The sequence below is a fragment of the Duganella kummerowiae genome (assembly GCF_053572355.1).
Map to the genome: position 1 here is coordinate 34,206 of NZ_JBKFEH010000002.1, position 16,983 is coordinate 51,188.

Annotated in this window: 17 protein-coding genes and 1 pseudogene; 5 read left to right on the plus strand and 13 right to left on the minus strand. The window is 63.5% G+C overall.

Annotated features, from left to right (window positions below):
• Window positions 1–5: 5 nt before the first annotated feature.
• Window positions 6–2,120: an elongation factor G gene (fusA, locus tag ACLB1G_RS00970; RefSeq protein ID WP_491625306.1), complete on the minus strand. Its 2,115-nt coding sequence runs from the start codon at window positions 2,118–2,120 to the stop codon at window positions 6–8.
• A 232-nt stretch (window positions 2,121–2,352) separates the two neighbouring features.
• Between fusA and ACLB1G_RS00975 the strand changes: the two genes are divergently transcribed.
• Window positions 2,353–3,492 (plus strand): phospholipase A, encoded by a 1,140-nt coding sequence (locus ACLB1G_RS00975; protein ID WP_491625307.1) that lies wholly within the window; start codon window positions 2,353–2,355, stop codon window positions 3,490–3,492.
• Window positions 3,493–3,496: 4 nt separating this feature from the next.
• Here ACLB1G_RS00975 and ACLB1G_RS00980 read toward each other — a convergent pair whose 3' ends face one another.
• From ACLB1G_RS00980 to ACLB1G_RS00995, 4 genes are all read right to left on the minus strand, one after another.
• Window positions 3,497–3,697 carry a hypothetical protein gene (locus ACLB1G_RS00980; RefSeq protein WP_491625308.1) on the minus strand — a complete coding sequence of 67 codons (201 nt, stop codon included), beginning with the start codon at window positions 3,695–3,697 and terminating at the stop codon, window positions 3,497–3,499.
• A 113-nt stretch (window positions 3,698–3,810) separates the two neighbouring features.
• Window positions 3,811–4,776: an alpha/beta fold hydrolase gene (locus ACLB1G_RS00985; RefSeq protein WP_491625309.1), complete on the minus strand. Its 966-nt coding sequence runs from the start codon at window positions 4,774–4,776 to the stop codon at window positions 3,811–3,813.
• Window positions 4,777–4,904: 128 nt separating this feature from the next.
• Complete coding sequence (locus ACLB1G_RS00990) at window positions 4,905–5,621, minus strand: hypothetical protein (protein ID WP_491625310.1); 717 nt, start codon at window positions 5,619–5,621, stop codon at window positions 4,905–4,907.
• Between the two features lie 126 nt (window positions 5,622–5,747).
• On the minus strand, window positions 5,748–6,008 hold the full coding sequence (locus ACLB1G_RS00995; protein WP_491625311.1) for a hypothetical protein: 261 nt from the start codon (window positions 6,006–6,008) through the stop codon (window positions 5,748–5,750).
• Window positions 6,009–6,419: 411 nt separating this feature from the next.
• Here ACLB1G_RS00995 and ACLB1G_RS01000 point away from each other — a divergent pair, with 411 nt between their 5' ends.
• Window positions 6,420–6,725: a hypothetical protein gene (locus ACLB1G_RS01000; RefSeq protein ID WP_491625312.1), complete on the plus strand. Its 306-nt coding sequence runs from the start codon at window positions 6,420–6,422 to the stop codon at window positions 6,723–6,725.
• Window positions 6,726–7,087: 362 nt separating this feature from the next.
• Here the strand turns inward: ACLB1G_RS01000 and ACLB1G_RS01005 are convergent, their stop codons facing one another.
• The 3 genes from ACLB1G_RS01005 to ACLB1G_RS01015 all read right to left on the minus strand — a co-directional run bounded on the left by ACLB1G_RS01005 (window position 7,088) and on the right by ACLB1G_RS01015 (window position 9,124).
• Window positions 7,088–7,429 carry a YciI family protein gene (locus ACLB1G_RS01005; RefSeq protein ID WP_491625313.1) on the minus strand — a complete coding sequence of 114 codons (342 nt, stop codon included), beginning with the start codon at window positions 7,427–7,429 and terminating at the stop codon, window positions 7,088–7,090.
• A 63-nt stretch (window positions 7,430–7,492) separates the two neighbouring features.
• Window positions 7,493–7,894, minus strand: a complete 402-nt coding sequence (locus ACLB1G_RS01010) for a VOC family protein (RefSeq protein ID WP_491625314.1) — start codon at window positions 7,892–7,894, stop codon at window positions 7,493–7,495.
• A gap of 303 nt (window positions 7,895–8,197) precedes the next feature.
• A complete protein-coding gene (locus ACLB1G_RS01015) occupies window positions 8,198–9,124 on the minus strand; it encodes a class I SAM-dependent methyltransferase (protein WP_491625315.1) in 927 nt (308 codons plus the stop codon).
• A 183-nt stretch (window positions 9,125–9,307) separates the two neighbouring features.
• Between ACLB1G_RS01015 and ACLB1G_RS01020 the strand changes: the two genes are divergently transcribed.
• Window positions 9,308–11,167 carry a DUF3300 domain-containing protein gene (locus ACLB1G_RS01020; protein ID WP_491625316.1) on the plus strand — a complete coding sequence of 620 codons (1,860 nt, stop codon included), beginning with the start codon at window positions 9,308–9,310 and terminating at the stop codon, window positions 11,165–11,167.
• Between the two features lie 8 nt (window positions 11,168–11,175).
• Here ACLB1G_RS01020 and ACLB1G_RS01025 read toward each other — a convergent pair whose 3' ends face one another.
• From ACLB1G_RS01025 to ACLB1G_RS01035, 3 genes are read right to left on the minus strand one after another with little or no spacing between them, the layout of a single operon-like run.
• The gene (locus ACLB1G_RS01025; RefSeq protein WP_491625317.1) at window positions 11,176–11,835 is read right to left on the minus strand and encodes an ankyrin repeat domain-containing protein; all 660 of its coding nucleotides are present in this window, start codon (window positions 11,833–11,835) and stop codon (window positions 11,176–11,178) included.
• A complete protein-coding gene (locus ACLB1G_RS01030) occupies window positions 11,835–12,614 on the minus strand; it encodes a TatD family hydrolase (RefSeq protein ID WP_491625318.1) in 780 nt (259 codons plus the stop codon). Before ACLB1G_RS01030 ends, ACLB1G_RS01025 begins: the two co-directional genes overlap by 1 nt.
• An 18-nt stretch (window positions 12,615–12,632) precedes the next feature.
• Complete coding sequence (locus ACLB1G_RS01035) at window positions 12,633–13,601, minus strand: GlxA family transcriptional regulator (RefSeq protein WP_491625319.1); 969 nt, start codon at window positions 13,599–13,601, stop codon at window positions 12,633–12,635.
• Window positions 13,602–13,693: 92 nt separating this feature from the next.
• Here ACLB1G_RS01035 and ACLB1G_RS01040 point away from each other — a divergent pair, with 92 nt between their 5' ends.
• Both ACLB1G_RS01040 and ACLB1G_RS01045 read left to right on the plus strand, forming a co-directional pair.
• Entirely contained in the window at window positions 13,694–14,308 is a 615-nt protein-coding gene (locus ACLB1G_RS01040; RefSeq protein WP_491625320.1) for a cysteine hydrolase family protein, read from the plus strand.
• 135 nt (window positions 14,309–14,443) lie between these two features.
• A complete protein-coding gene (locus tag ACLB1G_RS01045) occupies window positions 14,444–15,199 on the plus strand; it encodes a hypothetical protein (protein ID WP_491625321.1) in 756 nt (251 codons plus the stop codon).
• 140 nt (window positions 15,200–15,339) lie between these two features.
• Here ACLB1G_RS01045 and ACLB1G_RS01050 read toward each other — a convergent pair whose 3' ends face one another.
• Both ACLB1G_RS01050 and tmk read right to left on the minus strand, forming a co-directional pair.
• Window positions 15,340–16,368, minus strand: coding sequence for a DNA polymerase III subunit delta' (locus ACLB1G_RS01050; protein ID WP_491625322.1), 1,029 nt, complete (start codon window positions 16,366–16,368; stop codon window positions 15,340–15,342).
• A pseudogene (gene tmk / locus ACLB1G_RS01055) lies at window positions 16,365–16,981 on the minus strand (dTMP kinase). Before tmk ends, ACLB1G_RS01050 begins: the two are co-directional and overlap by 4 nt.
• Window positions 16,982–16,983 lie beyond the last annotated feature (2 nt).

Sequence of the window (16,983 nt, forward strand, 5' to 3'; positions counted from 1 at the left end):
CGGGATCAGCTGTTGCGCGCGCGGCTGGAGACGGCGATCTGGTCCAGGATGTGCTTGGGCACGGCCGCGTAGTGCTTGAACTCCATGGTGTAGGTGGCGCGGCCCTGGGTCAGCGAGCGCAGCGTGGTCGAGTAGCCGAACATCTCGGCCAGCGGCACTTCGGCGCGGATGATCTTGCCGCCGCCTCCAGGAATCTCGTCCATGCCCTGCACCATGCCCCGGCGCGACGTCAGGTCGCCCATGGCGTTGCCCATGAATTCCTCCGGCGTTTCCACCTCGACCTGCATCATGGGCTCCAGCAGCACCGGGTCGGCGCGCCGCATGCCTTCCTTGAAGGCCATCGAACCGGCCATGCGGAACGCGTTCTCGTTGGAGTCCACGTCGTGGTAGGAGCCGAAAGTCAGCGTGACCTTGACGTCCACCACCGGATAGCCGGCCAGCACGCCCGAGCGCAGGGTCTCCTGCACGCCCTTGTCCACCGCCGGGATGAACTCGCGCGGCACCACGCCGCCCTTGATGGCGTCCACGAACTCATAGCCCTTGCCGGCCTCCTGCGGCTCCAGGGTCAGCACCACGTGGCCGTACTGCCCGCGTCCACCAGACTGCTTGACGAACTTGCCTTCGACATCGCTGGCCTTGCGCTGTATGGTCTCGCGGTAGGCCACCTGCGGCTTGCCCACCGTGGCTTCCACGCCGAACTCGCGCCGCATGCGGTCCACCAGGATTTCCAGATGCAGCTCGCCCATGCCGGACATGATGGTCTGGCCCGATTCCTCGTCGCTGTGCACGCGGAACGACGGGTCCTCCTGCGCCAGGCGATTCAGGGCGATGCCCATCTTTTCCTGGTCGGCCTTGGTCTTGGGCTCCACCGCCTGCGAAATCACCGGCTCCGGGAACACCATTTTTTCCAGCACGATGACCTGCTCCGGCGCGCTCAGGGTGTCGCCCGTGGTCACGCCTTTCAGGCCGACGGCGGCCGCGATGTCGCCCGCGTACACTTCCTTGATTTCCTTGCGCTCGTTGGCGTGCATCTGCAGGATGCGGCCCAGGCGCTCCTTCTGGCCCTTGGTCGGGTTGTACACCGTGTCGCCCGAGTTCACCACGCCGGAATACACGCGGAAGAAGGTCAGCTGGCCCACGAAGGGGTCGGTCATGATCTTGAAGGCGAGCGCCGAGAACGGATCGGCGTCGCTGGGATGGCGCTCGATCTCGCGGTCCTGCTCGTCGTGGCCGGCAATCGCGGGCACGTCCACCGGCGACGGCAGGTACTCGACCACCGCGTCCAGCATGGCTTGCACGCCCTTGTTCTTGAAGGCGCTGCCGGCCAGCATGGGCACGATCTCGTTCTTGATGGTGCGCAGGCGCAGGGCGGCCTTGATCTCCTCCTCGGTGAGCGTCTCGCCGTTGAGGTATTTCTCGGTCAGCTCGGGCGTGGCCTCGGCGGCCGCCTCCACCATTTTCTCGCGCCATTCCTCGGCCAGCGCTTGCAGTTCGGCCGGGATGTCCTCGTAGGTGAACTTGACGCCCAGGCTGGCGTCGTCCCAGTTAATCGCCCGCATCTTGACCAGGTCGATCACGCCATGGAAATTGTCCTCGGCGCCCAGCGGAATCTGGATGGGCACCGCCACGCCTTTCAGGCGGTTGGCGATCTGCTCGCGCACGCGGAAAAAGTCGGCGCCGACGCGGTCCATCTTGTTGATGAAGGCGATGCGCGGCACCTTGTACTTGTTGGCCTGGCGCCAGACGGTCTCGGACTGCGGCTGCACCCCACCCACCGAGTCATACACCATGACCGCGCCGTCCAGCACACGCATGGAACGCTCTACCTCGATGGTGAAATCCACGTGGCCGGGAGTGTCGATGATGTTGATGCGGTGCTCGGCGAAATTGCCGGCCATGCCCTTCCAGAACGCCGTGGTGGCGGCCGAGGTGATGGTGATGCCGCGCTCCTGCTCCTGCTCCATCCAGTCCATGGTGGCGGCGCCATTGTGGACCTCGCCGATCTTGTGGTTCACACCGGTATAGAACAGGATACGCTCGGTCGTCGTGGTCTTGCCGGCGTCGATGTGGGCGCTGATGCCGATGTTGCGGTAGCGCTCGATGGGTGTCTTGCGGGTCATCACAATCTCCTTGGAACGGCGGGCGGGCTGCCAGTCGTGCACAAAATTCTAACAGTAAGGGATGACACACGTATGGCGCTAAAGTGGGAATTCAAGGAGTGTTGATCGTAAGTATTTGTTACTGTCGGTCTACTGTGCGCCATGACTCGCGGCAATTAATATACGATGTCAAAGTGATCAGCTTGCTATGTTAGCAACTTAACTTAGCAATTTAACTTTCAGAGAGTAACGCATGCGCAAAACCACACCTTTGCTGCTGGCGCTGGCCGCCGGCTCCGCCCTGGCCCAGCCGGCCGCCTCCCCCGCCGACCCTGGCACTGAACTGGCGCTGCGGCTGGAGCGCTGCTCCACCCTGGGCGACGCCAGCGCCCGCCTGGCTTGCTACGACGGCCTGGCCAAGGTGGCGCCGGCGGCCACGGTGGCGGCGGCGGCGGCCGGCAATGTCGACCCGGCCCAGGCCACGGCGGCCATTTCCGGCCCGTTGCCGGTGGATGCCCCGGCCAAGACCCAGCCTTCGCCGCCGCCTCCGCCGCCCAAGGTCAGCGAAAAGGTAGCCGAGCTGACCACCATCCCGCCGGAGGCCAAGGTTTCGCCCATGGTGCAGGCCTGGGAACTGGACCGTCCTTCCAAGCGCGGCGTGTTCAACTTCAAGCCGCACCGTGACAACTACCTGCTGCTGGCCAACTACAGCACCAGCTCGAACGACGGCCCGTTCCGGGACTTCACCCCGGCCGGCCTGAAATCCAAGCACGTGGAGCTGACCTACCAGCTCAGTTTCAAGATGAAGGCGCTGGAGCAGATCGGCAACCTGCCGGTGGATTTGTGGTTCGCCTATACCCAGCAGAGCTTCTGGCAGGCCTACAACCGCGCCGCCTCCAGTCCCTTCCGCGAAACCAACTATCAGCCGGAAGTCATGCTGACCACGCCGCTCAACCTGGAGCTCGGCGGGGTCAATGTGCGCTATGTGAATTTAGGGCTGGTGCACCAGTCGAACGGCCAGACCTCCACCCTGTCGCGCAGCTGGAACCGCATCTACGGCGAGATCGGCGCCGAAAAGGATGACCTGGGCGTCACCTTCCGCCTGTGGAAGCGGCTCGATAATGCACGTTCGGACAACGACAACATCGACATCACCGACTACATGGGCCATGGCGACCTGCGCGTGGTGTACCGCCTCAATGGCCACGAGTTCTCGGTGCTGGGCCGGCGCAATTTCAGCACCCGCCACGGCGCCCTGCAGGCCGGCTGGGCCTTCCCCGTCAAGGCCAACCTCAAGGGTTATGTACAGCTGTTCAGCGGCTATGGCCAGAGCCTGATCGACTACAACTACTCGCAAAAGTCGCTGGGCGCCGGTGTGCTGGTCGGTTTTTGAGCGTTTAGCGGCCCGGGGTGCCGCGCAGGATACGGGCCGGCAGCATGACGATGGCGTGCAGCAGCTCGAACACGGCTTCCACCCCGATGCCGATGAGGCGGAATGGGAGCGTGACCAGCCACACCAGCGGATACAGCAGCAACGCCAGCAGGGCCAGCGGCCAGCACAGGAACAACAGGACCAACCACAACATAAAGCTCAGCATGGGACGCTCCGGGATAGTTGTTGCGTTTACTATGCTGTCACTGTAATACCGCTGTCATACCCCGGCAATCCGCCTGCGACCAACTGCGGAAAACGCCGACCAGCGGCGCAAAATCAGGGATGAGCGGGAGCCAGCTGCCGGTCCAGGAAGTCCGCCGTGGCGTCCACGGTGGGCTGCAACCAGGGATCGAACATCCAGAACGAATGCGGCGTATCCGGCAGCAGCAGCACCTGGCTGGCCACGCCGGCCGCCTGCATCTTTTCCACCATCTCGCCGCGGCCCACCGAAAAGCGCGGCACGGCGCTGACTATGAACAGGATGGGCGGCATGCCGGGCCGCACATATTGGATGGGCGAAGCGGCGCGCCACAGCGCCTCCTTCTCCGCGTAACGGCCGCCGAACCAGCGCCCGGCCGACGACGGGGTTTTCCTGGGATCGTCCTCGCTGCTGAGCGCGGCCGGGCTGGTGAAGTCGGACAAGCCATCGATGTTGACGATGGCTTGCACTACGCTGCTGTCCTGGCCCGTCACGCCGGCCAGGCTGGCCAGCTGGCCGCCGGCCGAACCGCCGGCCAGCGCGAAGCGGCGCGGGTCCAGCCCATAGGCTGCCGCATGGACTCGCAGCCAGCTGACGGCGGCTTTGACGTCGTCCACGGCGGCCGGATAGCGCGCCTCGCCGGACAGGCGGTAACTGATGGTGGCCGAGGCATAGCCACGTTGGGCGAGTCCCAGCGCCAGCGGCACGAACTCGGAACGGTAGCCGCCGGACCAGCCGCCGCCGTGGACCAGGACCACCAGCGGCAGCGGCGTCGCAGCCCGGCCGGCGGACGGCAGGTACAGGTCCAGCTTCAAACAGCGCGCGCCGTACTGGGCGTAGGTCAGGTCGGCGACCTTGCGCACGCCGCCGGGTAATTCAGAACTGGCGATGCTGATGGCCGGGTAGTTCTTGATCAGCTTGGCGTAGGTATGCTGGGCGTCGTAGGTATTGGCCGGATCGGGCGGCGGTTCCACGCAGGGCGCGGCCAGGGCCAGGACGGGGATCAGCAGCGCAGTGGCTGCCAGCAGACGCGTAACACTCATGCGAACCTCGGCAAAAAAGGAGGCTGCAGTATGGCACAGGCGAGCCGGGCGTAGCTAGCGCGGCGGCGCCGCCCAGCCCCACAGGGACCAATGGGTGCGCCCTGTAGGCGTGCCGAGGCCCCGTACCATCACGGGCTGACCGTCTTCACCACGGCGCCCTGCTCGTCCAGCATCTGGATGGTGGGCTGGCCGGCTGCCGTGACCATCAGCATCATGCGCGGACGGCCCTTGGCATCGTGCAGCATCAGTGCGGACGCCTTGTCGCGCGATGTGCCGAGGAACACGCGCGGCTGCGACAGCCTGCCCTCGTCGCCCAGCTTGCTCCAGTAGGCTTGCCGCTGCTCGGCCGGCAGGACCTTGGCGGCGGCGCGGTATTTTTCCATCGAGCCTATCGGCGACAATTCCGGATTCGGCACGTCGTTGATCACCACCGAGGTCGCCGAGCGCGCATCGCTGTCCTCATGCAGCAGTTGCAGGGCCTGGTCCTGGCGGAAGCGGTCGAAGGTCAGCGACAGTCCGGCACTTACCTTGCCGTCGACGATGCTGCCCTTCTGGATCAGCCCGCCGTTCTCGGTGCCTTCGTCGTTCACGAACAGCATGCCGGCAAACGAGCGCCGGTCCGGACGGGCGATTTCCTGGCCCTTGTCAAACGCGCCCGGGAACTGGGCCCGGTTCGAAATGATGATGCGCTTGGTGCCGTCCGGTTCCTCGATATTGATGCGGCCGACCGTGATTTCATCAAAGCGCGCCTTGGAACTGCCGCTGGCGCCAGTCAGCGCCAGCATTGCCGTCATGGCGATGGCGGTGGATGCGCATCCTGCCAGGAATATTTTTGCTGCCGTCATCTGTCTCCCCTGTGAGTTGGTTGAGGCAGCACTATAGCGCCATACATTGCTGTTCAGACAAGGATACGACGAATTGCCGCCGGCACGGCATGACTGGCGCGAGGCGCCGACGAACGGCGCCAGGCCTTATTGGCCGACGCAGATGATCTTGGTTACGTATTCACGCGCGTTCGGTTTCTTGCGCGCCGCCCAGGCAATGGCCTCGTTGGCCTCGGCGATGGTGACCACGGTGGCCTTGTCCTTGGACTTGATGAAGGAAACGCCCTCGAACACGCCCTCCTTGCTGCGCATGATCTTGGCGAACACGGGCGGCTTGCTGTCGCCGTCGCTGATCTTGTTCTGCTGGATGAGGTAGCGCCGGTCGTTCTGGTCCGCGTCCTGTGTCATGGTAATCGCCTTTCTGTAACGCAAAAGGCAAAATATACCCGCCAGCGTCCCGGCTCGGGGAAGTTTATGTGTACTAGTCCACACTTGGACTGACACAGGCCGTCAGATGATTTCGAGTCTCGTCAGGCCGCTCCGACTGCTGACTCAGTAGGCCGCAGTAACCCAGCGTGAGAATCTGTGAGTTTTGCAGATTGGAAAACTGATATCCTGAGTGCCGATGATCGCAGCCGGCCAGTAGCGGACCATCGAATAAAGTGTATGGAGCACAATGTGAAGTTATCGGCTCGAACAAATTTCCTTATTGCGATTTGCAGCTTGATGCTTCCCTTGATGGCAAGAGCTTCCTTACCGTGTCGACCTGCGCCATGTGACGATGAAAATTCTTCGGCTTGCAAAGAGGCCACTGAATGGATGGCCGAAGGCATGATCACAGAAATCCGGTATAAGAACGTACCAGCTTATCCACCGCTGCCGAGACTGCCCGGAGAACCAGATCCTCACTTTACGGTGCCAGCAACACTAGTCTTCGCACCGATTCACGTCATTCAGGGCAATGTCCCAGCGGGTGAATTGATCATTCAAATACCGAGCTATTGTTTTCGCGGACAACCGACACTGGATGATTTGCGACGAGCGTTGCCAGTGGTGGTGCGAGTTAAGGCAGGTGTGCTATTAACTTTTTCTGGTGGACAAAAACAGAATTATGTTCCGAAATAGAGGTCATGCTAACGGCATGACTCTTGGCGGCAAAATAGAGACTGCTACGCGAACCACGAAAATTTTAATATCGCTAACGGCCGTTAGCTGCGACGTTGGCTCTTCAAGTCAATCTCTACTTCCTGTGGATGATTCGGCTGGAGCCACAGCACATATACTTGCAACAAAAACAACTAAAGGAGAACTATTTAATTTCTCACGAATTCACTTTCTTCGCAAATACGATAATGTCGGAGTTAGGGAATCATCTCGAAGAACGGCACATATTTATTTGCCGTAGTTCGACCAAGTCCGTCAAGTCATTTTTATCGCACAATCTTTTCCATTCGTACGTCCCTTCTGGCCGAATGCAGACCAGGCAATCAGCTCTCGGGGTCATAGTAGAACTCGCGCAACTCTTGTGCGCAGCGGCAGGCTGTGGCAATTTTAGCAGCCCAATACCTAGCGGCGTCTCTGGATGGCAACTCCAGCACGCAGAAGCCTCCGTCGAACTCTCTCGTCTGCCGGTAGGTGTCGCTCGAGTAACTCCCATCCGCTGCCACCATCAGCGGAGCGACCTCGGTGTTGATTCCACCGCCGAAAACATACACTCCAGCGGCCTTCGCTTCCCTGATAACCGCATGAGCGGCCTCGCTAACAGCAGGCATGTCCTCGTCGGCGACATCCATCGCACTAGCAGGAAAGGAGATGAGGAATTTTGTCATGGCTCGAAACCCGATGTTGTTTTGTTGCGGAAGACGGGCAAACGACGTTCATTGCAAGCCTTGTCATGTGCCGCGATTGATCTTCCACGGCACCCCAAAGCGGTCGACAACGATTGCATAGCGGGACGACCAGAATGTTCGTTGCGGCGCCAGGATGACCTGTCCATTGGACTGCAGCGCAGTGAAATAGGCATCAACCTTCTCGTCTGTATCCACACCGAGCAGCACATAGAATCCGGTCGGCTTTTGGTACCAGCTTTCTTCCACATCCGCACGGGCCAGCTCGACACCATCGATGAAGATATTCGCATGGACGATATGGTGACCGGGACGTGACGCCGTCGCCGGGATAGGGGAATCGGCAACCCGGAGCATCGTGCCAACTGTCCCGCCGAGATGTTTGGCATAAAAGTTGAACGCCTCTTCGCACTCGCCGTTGTAGTCGATGTGGAATGACAAGCTCATGTTTTTTCTGTGCTTTTTGTTGGAGGTGCAGGAAAAGAGCTATATATGCAAATGGCCGCTTGTGGACGATTGCGGCCCGAGGCTGCTGATGTACTCCAGCATATCATCTTGTCAAACAGGAATTCTGACACATTGTCACGGTCTGTATGCGGTACGCTTCAACTTGAAGATTCGGCATTTTTGTGGAGTACGTCCCGCCAGTCCTTTGAACTGCACTTTGATGAGATTGCGAATGTCGGTTTGGGGGCGAGAGCCGCCTGTCACCTTACACGCGCTGTCAGATCAAGTCGGATCTACTACAGTTTATGCGTGCACCAGCGACGGTGTGGCCGGCTGCAAGGCGGCTGGGTACAGGACTTCGGCCTTCAGGCTGGCCTCCAGCGACGGTATGGACCCGCCCGCGCGGTACTGGAAGCTGACCTGGAGCACATCGCCCTCGCGCACCTGCACCGGCTGGCCCAGCGGCAGCGCCATGTAGTGGTTCAGCCAGTCGATGGTGCTGGAACGCTCGGTCACCACCGCCAGCACATTCTTGGTCACGAAACGCATGGCGTTCACGGCGCCACTGCGCTCCATGACGAACTTGCCTTCCCAGCGGTAGAGCAGCTCGTTGGGCTGGTTGAAATCGATGATGCTGTAGACGGCCGGACGCGCCATTTCCACCGTGCCGGTGTAGATCATGTCATTCTGCTGGAATTGCACGATGGGCGCATGGAAGCCCTCGAAGTCGTATTCCTGCCGCAGCGGCTGCACGGCCATGATCACGGCCTCCGGCATGAACACTGGCAGCGGGCCGCCGAAGCGTTCCCGGTAGCGCCGCTTGAACGATTCGATCACCTCCACCTGCTTTTCGCGCAGCATGCCGACGTGGATCATCTCGCAAATGACCAGGTCCACCGGCTCGGGCGGCAAGTATTCGAAGGCGTCGGCGTGAATCACCTCGACCTTGTCGCCGCCGGGGTTCAGGGCCAGCATCTTGCGCGCCTGCTGCACCATGTCCGGGTTGAATTCCACGCAATACACGTGGCTCGCGCCCTGCGAGGCGGCGAACCAGGACAGCACGCCGGTGCCGCCGCCCAGCTCCAGCACCTTCATGCCCGGCTTGACGGCATAGGCGATGGCGGCCTTGAAGTTGAGCATGCGGTTCTGGTCCATCAGCATGTTGTGATGGTAGTGCACCGGGATGAACTGCCCCAGGTAGCAGCTTTCAATTTCGCGTTCGTTCAGCATGGCGGTCCTCGCAGGGTGCGGAACTGCCATTATCCCGCTCTCCCGAGCTGAACGGTGCACGGAACTGGCGCCCAATTCCCCCTCAATTGAGTGGACCGGGTTACAAGAGGTAACAGTTTTATATCGTGCGGCCCCGGACCGGCTATTAATCTGAGCCATAACACTAAAGGAAAGGACGCGGTGATGAACATGCACAAAACGACGATGGCCGCGCTGGTCTCCGCTAGCCTGCTGGCGCTGGCTGGCTGCAACCAGCCCGCCAATACGCCCCAGGCGGCCGGCGCCGCGCCCGCCGCGGCCGCATACCAGCCGCCGACCGCCGAGCAATTGCAGCAAATGGTGGCGCCCATCGCCCTGTACCCGGACAAGCTGGTGGCCCAGGTGCTGGCCGGTTCCACCTATCCAGACCAGGTCAGCGCCGCCAACCTGTGGCTGGCGCAGCATCCTTCCCTGAGCGGCAATGCGCTGCAGGCCGAGGAAAGCCAGCAGCCCTGGGACGTCAGCATCAAGTCGCTGACCACCTTCCCCAATGTGCTGGGGCAGATGGCGGCCAACCTGCCCTGGACCACGGCGCTGGGCCAGGCCTATGCCAACGATCCCGCCGATGTCATGAACGCGATCCAGGTCATGCGGGCGCGGGCGCAGCAGAACGGCAGCCTGAAAAACTCGGCGCAACTGAGGGTGTCGACCACGGTGCGCTCCGCGCAGGCAGCCGAGTATGCTGCGACACCGGTTGTCACGCCCGGCCAGGAGATCTACGATGCGCCCCCGGCCGTGATACCACCGCCGCCGCAGACCATCGTCATCGAATCGGCGCAGCCGGATGTGGTGTACGTGCCGCACTACAATCCGTCCGTGGTCTACGGGCCGTGGGAACCCGTGTATCCGGGCTGGGTGGACCGTGCGCCGCCTCCGCCCCCTTCGCCTTCCGGCAACCCGGCCAGCACCGGGGCGTTGACCTTTGGCGTCGGCATCCTGGTGGGCGCCGCGCTCAGCCATGCCCACGATGGCGGCTGGCATGCGTGGAACATGGATTGGGGCGGACCGGCCCCGCGCCCCGGCCACGACGAGCACTGGCGCCGGCCGGCCGTGGTGTACAACAACGCGACGTATGTAACCAAGTCGGTCAGCGTGGTGAATAACAATATCGTCAACAACAGCTACCGCACGGTCAACAACTTCAACGGCCCCGTGAACCGCAGCCAGAATGTGGCTGTCACCCAGCTCAACCAGGTGCAAATGCCGCACGCCGGCCCGCGCGAGGCGGCGCCGCCACAGCCCCCGCGCTCTCCGGTGGCGATGCCTGCCCCGGCCCGGTTGGCGCAAGGGCCGCATCCGGCCGTTCCATCGCCCGGCGCGCAGCATGCCCAGGCGCCGCAAGCCCTGCCGCCTATCCCGCAAGCGATACAGCCGTCCATGCGCCGCGATGGCAGGCAGGAGCCGGGCCGTCTGGCGCAGCAGGCCGCGCCGGGTCAGGATAAACAGGGGCCATCGTTCCGCCAGCCGCAGGTGGAGGTGCGCCCGGCGGTGCGGCCCGCGCCGCAAATGGCCGCCGGCATGCCGAACCCGCCGACCATGCATGGGCAGGCCGCATCCGGCGAGCCGCCACGCGCCTCTGCCGCCTTCGCCAAGCCGGCGCCGCAGGTACACGCGCAACCCAACCCTCCGGAGCCGCCGCGTGCTTTGGCTACCATGCCTGCGGCTTCAGCGCCCCAGGCGCACGCACAGCCTGAACCGCCAGTGCCGCAGCATGATTTGGCCGCCATGCGAATGGCGGCAGCATCCCAGGCCCATGCACAGCCCGGCCCCACCCAGCCGCAACATGCCGCGCCCGCCGCGTCCAAGGCGCCACCGCCGCAAATGCATGCGCAGTTCAAGCCTGCCGAAGCGCCGCGTCCGCCAGCATCGGCGCATCCCGCTCCTGCGCCACATGAAATGCACGCCAGCGCCGCACCGCACCCACAGCAGGTACCGCCCCAGGCCAAACACCAGGAGGGCGGGCGCGATCACGACAAGCACGATCCGCGCGAGCACCACGGCTGACGCCGGGACTAGCGCGGCTTCTGGTTGGCGAGGAAGGTGTTGATCGCGTCGGCGATCCAGGGCTTGTCGTATTTGAGGGCGAAGCCGGCCGCCGTCAGGTGGAAGCCGCCATCCTTGAGGGTGGCGTCGGCGCCTTCCTCCAGCAGCAGCTTGACCACCTGTTCCTGGCCTTCGCGGGCGGCAATCATCAGCGGCGTCATGCCGGACGGCGATTCGGCATCGATGTAGGCGTGTTTGTCGAGGAACAGCCTGGTCAGCTCCACGTCCCCAGCCGCCGCCGCGTAGTGCAGCGCAGCCCAGCCCTTCTGGTTGACCTGTGCGCCCTTGTCCAGCAACTTCAGCACGGCCGGCTTGTTCTTGCGGAAGGCGGCCATCATCAGGGCCGTGTTGCCGTTCCCGGCACGCGCTTCCAGGTCGATGCGCGGCTGGGCCAGCAATACGTCCAGCGTCTTGTTGGCGTCGTAGCGCATGGCGACGATCAGGCCGGTCTCGCCGCGCTCCGGTTCGCGGATGTTGGGGTCCAGTCCCTGGTCCAGCAGGCGCTGCACGGTCTTGCTGGCGTCCAGCTGCACGGCGCGGAAGTAATCGACCGCGTCCTCCTGCTGGTCGGCCCACGCCGGACTGGACAGGGCGGCGGCCAGCGCGGCCAGGAGCAAACGCCGCCGCATCAGTGCGCCGCCTTGAACAGCTGGAAGAAGTTCTCGGTGGTGCGGCGCGCCACCTCCTCCACCGGCACGCCCTTGAGCTGGGCGATGAACTCGCCGACGTGGGCCACGTAGCCTGGCTCGTTGTTCTTGCCGCGATACGGCACCGGCGCCAGGTAGGGTGCATCGGTCTCGATCAGGATGCGCTCCAGCGGCACTTCGCGCGCCACAGCCTGCAGATCCCTGGCGCTCTTGAAGGTGACGATGCCGGAGAACGAAATATAAAAGCCCTGGGCGATGGCGGCGCGCGCCACATCCAGCGATTCGGTAAAGCAGTGCATCACGCCCGCCGGGCCGCCCGCGTCGCTGCCGGCACCTTCCTCACGCATGATGCGGATGGTGTCCTCGCTGGCGGAGCGGGTGTGGATGATCAGCGGCTTGCCGGTGGCGCGCGAGGCGCGGATGTGGGTGCGGAAGCGCTCGCGCTGCCATTCCAGGTCGCCGGTCAGGCGGTAGTAATCGAGGCCGGTCTCGCCGATGGCGACGATTTTCTCGTGATCGGCCAGCTCCACCAGCTGTTCGACGCTGGGTTCGGGCGTGTCTTCATAATCCGGATGCACGCCCACCGAGGCGTAGATATTCGGATGCTGTTCAGCCAGCGCCAGCACCTGCGGGAAATCCGGCAGATCAACCGATACGCACAGCGCATGGGTGACCTTGTTGTCGGCCATCCTGGCCAGGATTTCGGGCAGGCGCGCAGCCAGCTCGGGAAAATTGATGTGGCAATGGGAATCGATATACATGGCGTGATTGTAACCGACTCAGGCCGCCGTTTTTGTTCCCATCGTCCGGAACTGACTGCGGTAGGCGCTGGGCGAGGTGCGCAGCACGGTGCGGAAATGCTGGCGCAGCGACAGCGCCGAGCCGAATCCCGCTTCCTGCGCGACACGCTCGACAGCCGCATCCGTGGCTTCCAGCAGATGGCGGGCATGGGCCAGGCGCTGTTCCAGTAGCCACTGCTTGAACGAAGTGCCGGTGGCCAGCCGGAAATGGCGGGTGAAATTGCGGCGGCTCATGGCGGCCCGTTCGGCCAGGGCGTCCAGGCTGTGCTCCTCGGCCAAATGGCGACCTACCCACGCCAGCACCTCGGCGAAACGCCCGTCGCTGTGGCTGACCGGCAGCGGACGCTCGATGAACTGGGCCTGTCCGCCCTGGCGGTGCGGCGCCACCACCAGCTGCCGGGCCACACGGTTGGCGGCTTCGGCCCCGCGTAGCTGGCGCAGCAGGTAGAGGCAGCAGTCCAGGCCCGCCGCCACGCCGGCCGAAGTCAGGACGCCGCCCTCGTCCACGTACAGCACCTCGCGGTCGACGCGCACCTTGGGATAGCGCCGCGCCAGCGCATCGGCGAACGCCCAGTGGGTAGTGGCGGACAGGCCATCCAGCAGGCCAGTCTCGGCCAGCGGAAAGGCGCCCAGGCACAGGCCGACCACGCACGCGCCGCGCTGGGCCGCATCCGTCAGCGCTTGCAGCAAAGCCGGCGGCGCCGGCCGGCCATCGTCGTGCCAGGATGGCAGGATGACGATATCGGCGGAGGCCACCGCTTCCAGGCCGTGCGCGGCGGCGATATCGAAACCGGCCGTGGTGCGCAGCGGGCCGGGCCCGGCGGCACATACCTGCACCTCGTAGCCATCAAGCAGCTGGGAGCCAAACACCAGGCAGGGCACGGACAGGTGGAAGGGCGTCATGCCATCGAAGGCAATGACGGCGATTTTTTTGGCTGGCTGGCTCATGGCCCGATTTTATCGTACCTTGGCTTACGGGCCACTGTCGGCGGCGGTGGCGGCGGCGCAGAATGACGGATCACCAACAGAAAGGAAGCCACATGAACACTCCCCGCCGCGCCCTGGCCGTCATCGACGTCCAGAATGAATACGTAACCGGCAATATGCGCATCAGCCATCCGCCGGTCGAGGTATCGCTGGCGAATATCGCCGCCGCGATGGACACCGCACGCGCCGCCGGCATCCCGGTACTGACCGTGCAGCACGACGCCGCGGCCGGTTCGCCGATCTTCTCGCCCGGCTCGGACGGCTGGCAGCTGCACGCCGTGGTGGCGGAACGCCAGGCCGACCACCACATCCACAAGACCAGGGCCAGCATCTTCACCGGCACCGACGCTGCCGACTGGCTGGCCAGACAGGGCATAAACACCTTGACCGTGATCGGCTACATGACGCACAACTGCGACGCCGCCACCATTTATGAAGCGGCGCACCGGGGCTACCAGGTGGAGTTACTGTCCGACGCCAGCGGCTCCCTGCCCTACCGGAACGATGCCGGCGCCGCCAGCGCCGAGGAAATCCACCGCGTGTTCAGCACCGTGTTCCACTCCAGCTTTGCCGCCGTGGTGACGACGGCCCGCTGGCAAGCGGCCGTGCGTGACGGCGTGGCGCTGGAGCAGGACAACGTGTACCTGTCGCACCAGCGCGCGCTGTGAGTCCGTATTGAATTCGACAGCATCTGACACCTGCAGCCAGATGAGTTAAAGTTGGTCAGGCCGTCGCTGACCAGTGGCGGCCCCGACAATTGCAGCGACTTTTAATGGTGGACTGTCATGAGACATGTTTTTGCAATGATGTTGATGGTCTTGTTATCAGCCGCCACGCGTTGTTACGCAGTGAGCCCGGTGACGACGGTTCAGGGTCCGCCAGCATCATTAACAATGGAAACTCATCAATTCGGAGTCCATCTATTTGATCTCACCCTCCCGGAGCGCCCGTCGTCGCACACTCCCGGCCCGTTGAAAATCACTCTCACGCGCGGCGTATTTCCAAACCGGTTCGAAGTGGAACTCGCTTATCTGGTGCTGCCAGATGGCCGCCTCCATTTTCGCGTCGATGTGCCCGCTGAACAGGAGGCCGCCTATGACATCAAGGTAGTGGAAATGGTGAAAGGCAGCACGTGGTATGAGTTGTACTCTGGAAAAATAAACCAGATACCAAAGACACCTGAAAAATCTGATAAGGAAACTGGCAGGGAACTCCGTAGGGCGATCAACGATGCCTACGACGGGATGAAACGCCGAGGTGAATTAAAATCGGCGGGAAACGGGCGTAACCGTATCACAGAGGTGATCGCGAAGTTCATACCAGCCGGCACTCCATTCAACAAGGCGGAAGACATACTACGCCAGGCCGGCTTCAACATTGGCCCCAGAGAGGAGAGTCGTTTTATACCTGGACAGTTTGGCACCGTGTGTTCTATCAATTATTTTGAAAAATTACTGTTTGGAAGGGTCGATGTGCATGTTACCTTGCGACCAATCAACCAAAATGATTGGCGATTAGTGGATAGCCTGGAAGCTGAAATCACTGTGCAATACATTTAATTGCTGGCGCCCATACCGGGCCACCGTCCTGTGCAGCATACCGCACGGCCTTTTCCTTGATCGCCAGCGACTGCACCGTCGGCCGCGCGGAGGTGGCGTGGTCCGGGGCTTGCAGGCTGGCGCTCATGGCATCCTGTCTTTCAGGCGCAGCAGGCGGTGTAGTCCAGCAGCATGTCCTCGATGAACAGCTTGGGCGACAGCGGATGGTCGGCCACCGCGCGCCGCTCGTTGGCGCCCTTGATGGCGGCCAGCAGCCGGCTCACGTGGACCTTGCCGGCCAGCGCGGCCAGCTCCTTGCCATAGCGCGGATAATAGCGGATGTTTCCGGACAGTTTGTAGGAAAACACATCGTACAGCCAGCGCTGCAGCCACGATACCTGGGCCGCCAGCGGCACTTTTTGCAGCTTGTCCGCCGCCCGCAGCGCACTGTCCACGGCCGGATGGGCCAAAAATTGCAGCAGGGTGTCCATGTCCTCGCGGCTGCCCGATTCCGATTGGGCCAGGGCCGCCAGCGGCGCCCCGCCCTGCTCGCGCAGCCAGCTGTCGGCATCGGCCACGCCCTGCGCCTTGAGCCAGGCCAGCGCTTCCTCGTGGGTGGGCATGGGCAGCGCGAACTTGCGGCAGCGCGACAAGATGGTCGGCAGCAGCCGGTCCAGGCTGTTCGACGACAGCAGGAACACGGTGCCCGGCGGCGGCTCCTCCAGGGTCTTGAGCAGCGCATTCGAGGCCGGCATGTTGAGCGCCTCGGCCGGATACAGCACCACCACCCGCAAGCCCTGGCGGTGGGTGGAGATGTTCATGAAGTCGGCCAGGGCACGGATCTGCTCGATCTTGATTTCCTTGGAGGGCGCCTTGCTCTTGGCCGCCTTTTTGGACTCGGCGTCGCCGTCCTCGCCCTCGGCCGCAGGTTCATCCTCCAGCGCCTCGGGGCGGATGCGGCGGTAGTCGGGGTGGTTCTGCTGCAGGAACCAGCCGCAGGACGCGCACGTACCGCAGGCGTGGCCGTCCGGCAGCACCGCCTCGCACAGCAGGCTTTGCGCATAGCGCTCGATGAAATCGGCCTTGCCGGTGCCGGCCGCGCCGTGGAACAGGATGGCGTGCGGCAGGCGTCCGCGCAGCGCCTGCAGCTGGCGCCAGGCCGGTTCCTGCCAGGGGTAGATATCGCTCATGCGGCACCCAGCAGCGTATCCAGCAGGCCGCCCAGCTCCTGCTGGATGGCGGCGATGGGACGGGTGGAATCGACCACGCGGAAGCGGCCAGGGAACTGGCCGGCGCGGCGCAGGTATTCATTGCGGGTCGAGCTGAAGAAGTCGGCCTGCTCCTGCTCGAACTTGTCCAGGTCGCGGGTGGCGTCCAGGCGCGCGCGCGCACCTCCAGCGGCACGTCGAACAGGAAGGTGAGGTCGGGTTGCAGCTCGGGGTGCACCCACTGCTCGAGCGCTTCCAGCTTGTCCAGCGTCAGGCCGCGCCCGCCGCCCTGGTAGGCGAAGCTGGCGTCCGTGAAGCGGTCGGAAATGACCCAGGCGCCGCGCGCCAGGGCCGGCTGTATCACCTGCGCCAGGTGTTCGCGGCGGCTGGCGAACATCAGCAGGGCTTCGGTTTCCAGGTGCATCTTCTCGTGCAGCACCAGTTCGCGCAGCTTTTCGCCCAGCGGGGTGCCGCCCGGCTCGCGCGTGCTGACCAGCTCCACGCCGCGCGCCCGCAAATAGCCGGACACATAGCCGATGTGGGTGGATTTGCCGGCGCCGTCTATGCCTTCGAAGGTGATGAATTTACCGCTCATGG

Excerpts from the sequence above, each read along its gene's own strand:
- fusA (WP_491625306.1), bottom strand. The coding sequence starts at position 2,120 with ATGACCCGCAAGACACCCATCGAGCGCTACCGCAACATCGGCATCAGC.
- ACLB1G_RS00975 (WP_491625307.1), top strand. The coding sequence starts at position 2,353 with ATGCGCAAAACCACACCTTTGCTGCTGGCGCTGGCCGCCGGCTCCGCC.
- ACLB1G_RS00980 (WP_491625308.1), bottom strand. The coding sequence starts at position 3,697 with ATGCTGAGCTTTATGTTGTGGTTGGTCCTGTTGTTCCTGTGCTGGCCG.
- ACLB1G_RS00985 (WP_491625309.1), bottom strand. The coding sequence starts at position 4,776 with ATGAGTGTTACGCGTCTGCTGGCAGCCACTGCGCTGCTGATCCCCGTC.
- ACLB1G_RS00990 (WP_491625310.1), bottom strand. The coding sequence starts at position 5,621 with ATGACGGCAGCAAAAATATTCCTGGCAGGATGCGCATCCACCGCCATC.
- ACLB1G_RS00995 (WP_491625311.1), bottom strand. The coding sequence starts at position 6,008 with ATGACACAGGACGCGGACCAGAACGACCGGCGCTACCTCATCCAGCAG.
- ACLB1G_RS01000 (WP_491625312.1), top strand. The coding sequence starts at position 6,420 with ATGGCCGAAGGCATGATCACAGAAATCCGGTATAAGAACGTACCAGCT.
- ACLB1G_RS01005 (WP_491625313.1), bottom strand. The coding sequence starts at position 7,429 with ATGACAAAATTCCTCATCTCCTTTCCTGCTAGTGCGATGGATGTCGCC.
- ACLB1G_RS01010 (WP_491625314.1), bottom strand. The coding sequence starts at position 7,894 with ATGAGCTTGTCATTCCACATCGACTACAACGGCGAGTGCGAAGAGGCG.
- ACLB1G_RS01015 (WP_491625315.1), bottom strand. The coding sequence starts at position 9,124 with ATGCTGAACGAACGCGAAATTGAAAGCTGCTACCTGGGGCAGTTCATC.
- ACLB1G_RS01020 (WP_491625316.1), top strand. The coding sequence starts at position 9,308 with ATGAACATGCACAAAACGACGATGGCCGCGCTGGTCTCCGCTAGCCTG.
- ACLB1G_RS01025 (WP_491625317.1), bottom strand. The coding sequence starts at position 11,835 with ATGCGGCGGCGTTTGCTCCTGGCCGCGCTGGCCGCCGCCCTGTCCAGT.
- ACLB1G_RS01030 (WP_491625318.1), bottom strand. The coding sequence starts at position 12,614 with ATGTATATCGATTCCCATTGCCACATCAATTTTCCCGAGCTGGCTGCG.
- ACLB1G_RS01035 (WP_491625319.1), bottom strand. The coding sequence starts at position 13,601 with ATGAGCCAGCCAGCCAAAAAAATCGCCGTCATTGCCTTCGATGGCATG.
- ACLB1G_RS01040 (WP_491625320.1), top strand. The coding sequence starts at position 13,694 with ATGAACACTCCCCGCCGCGCCCTGGCCGTCATCGACGTCCAGAATGAA.
- ACLB1G_RS01045 (WP_491625321.1), top strand. The coding sequence starts at position 14,444 with ATGATGTTGATGGTCTTGTTATCAGCCGCCACGCGTTGTTACGCAGTG.
- ACLB1G_RS01050 (WP_491625322.1), bottom strand. The coding sequence starts at position 16,368 with ATGAGCGATATCTACCCCTGGCAGGAACCGGCCTGGCGCCAGCTGCAG.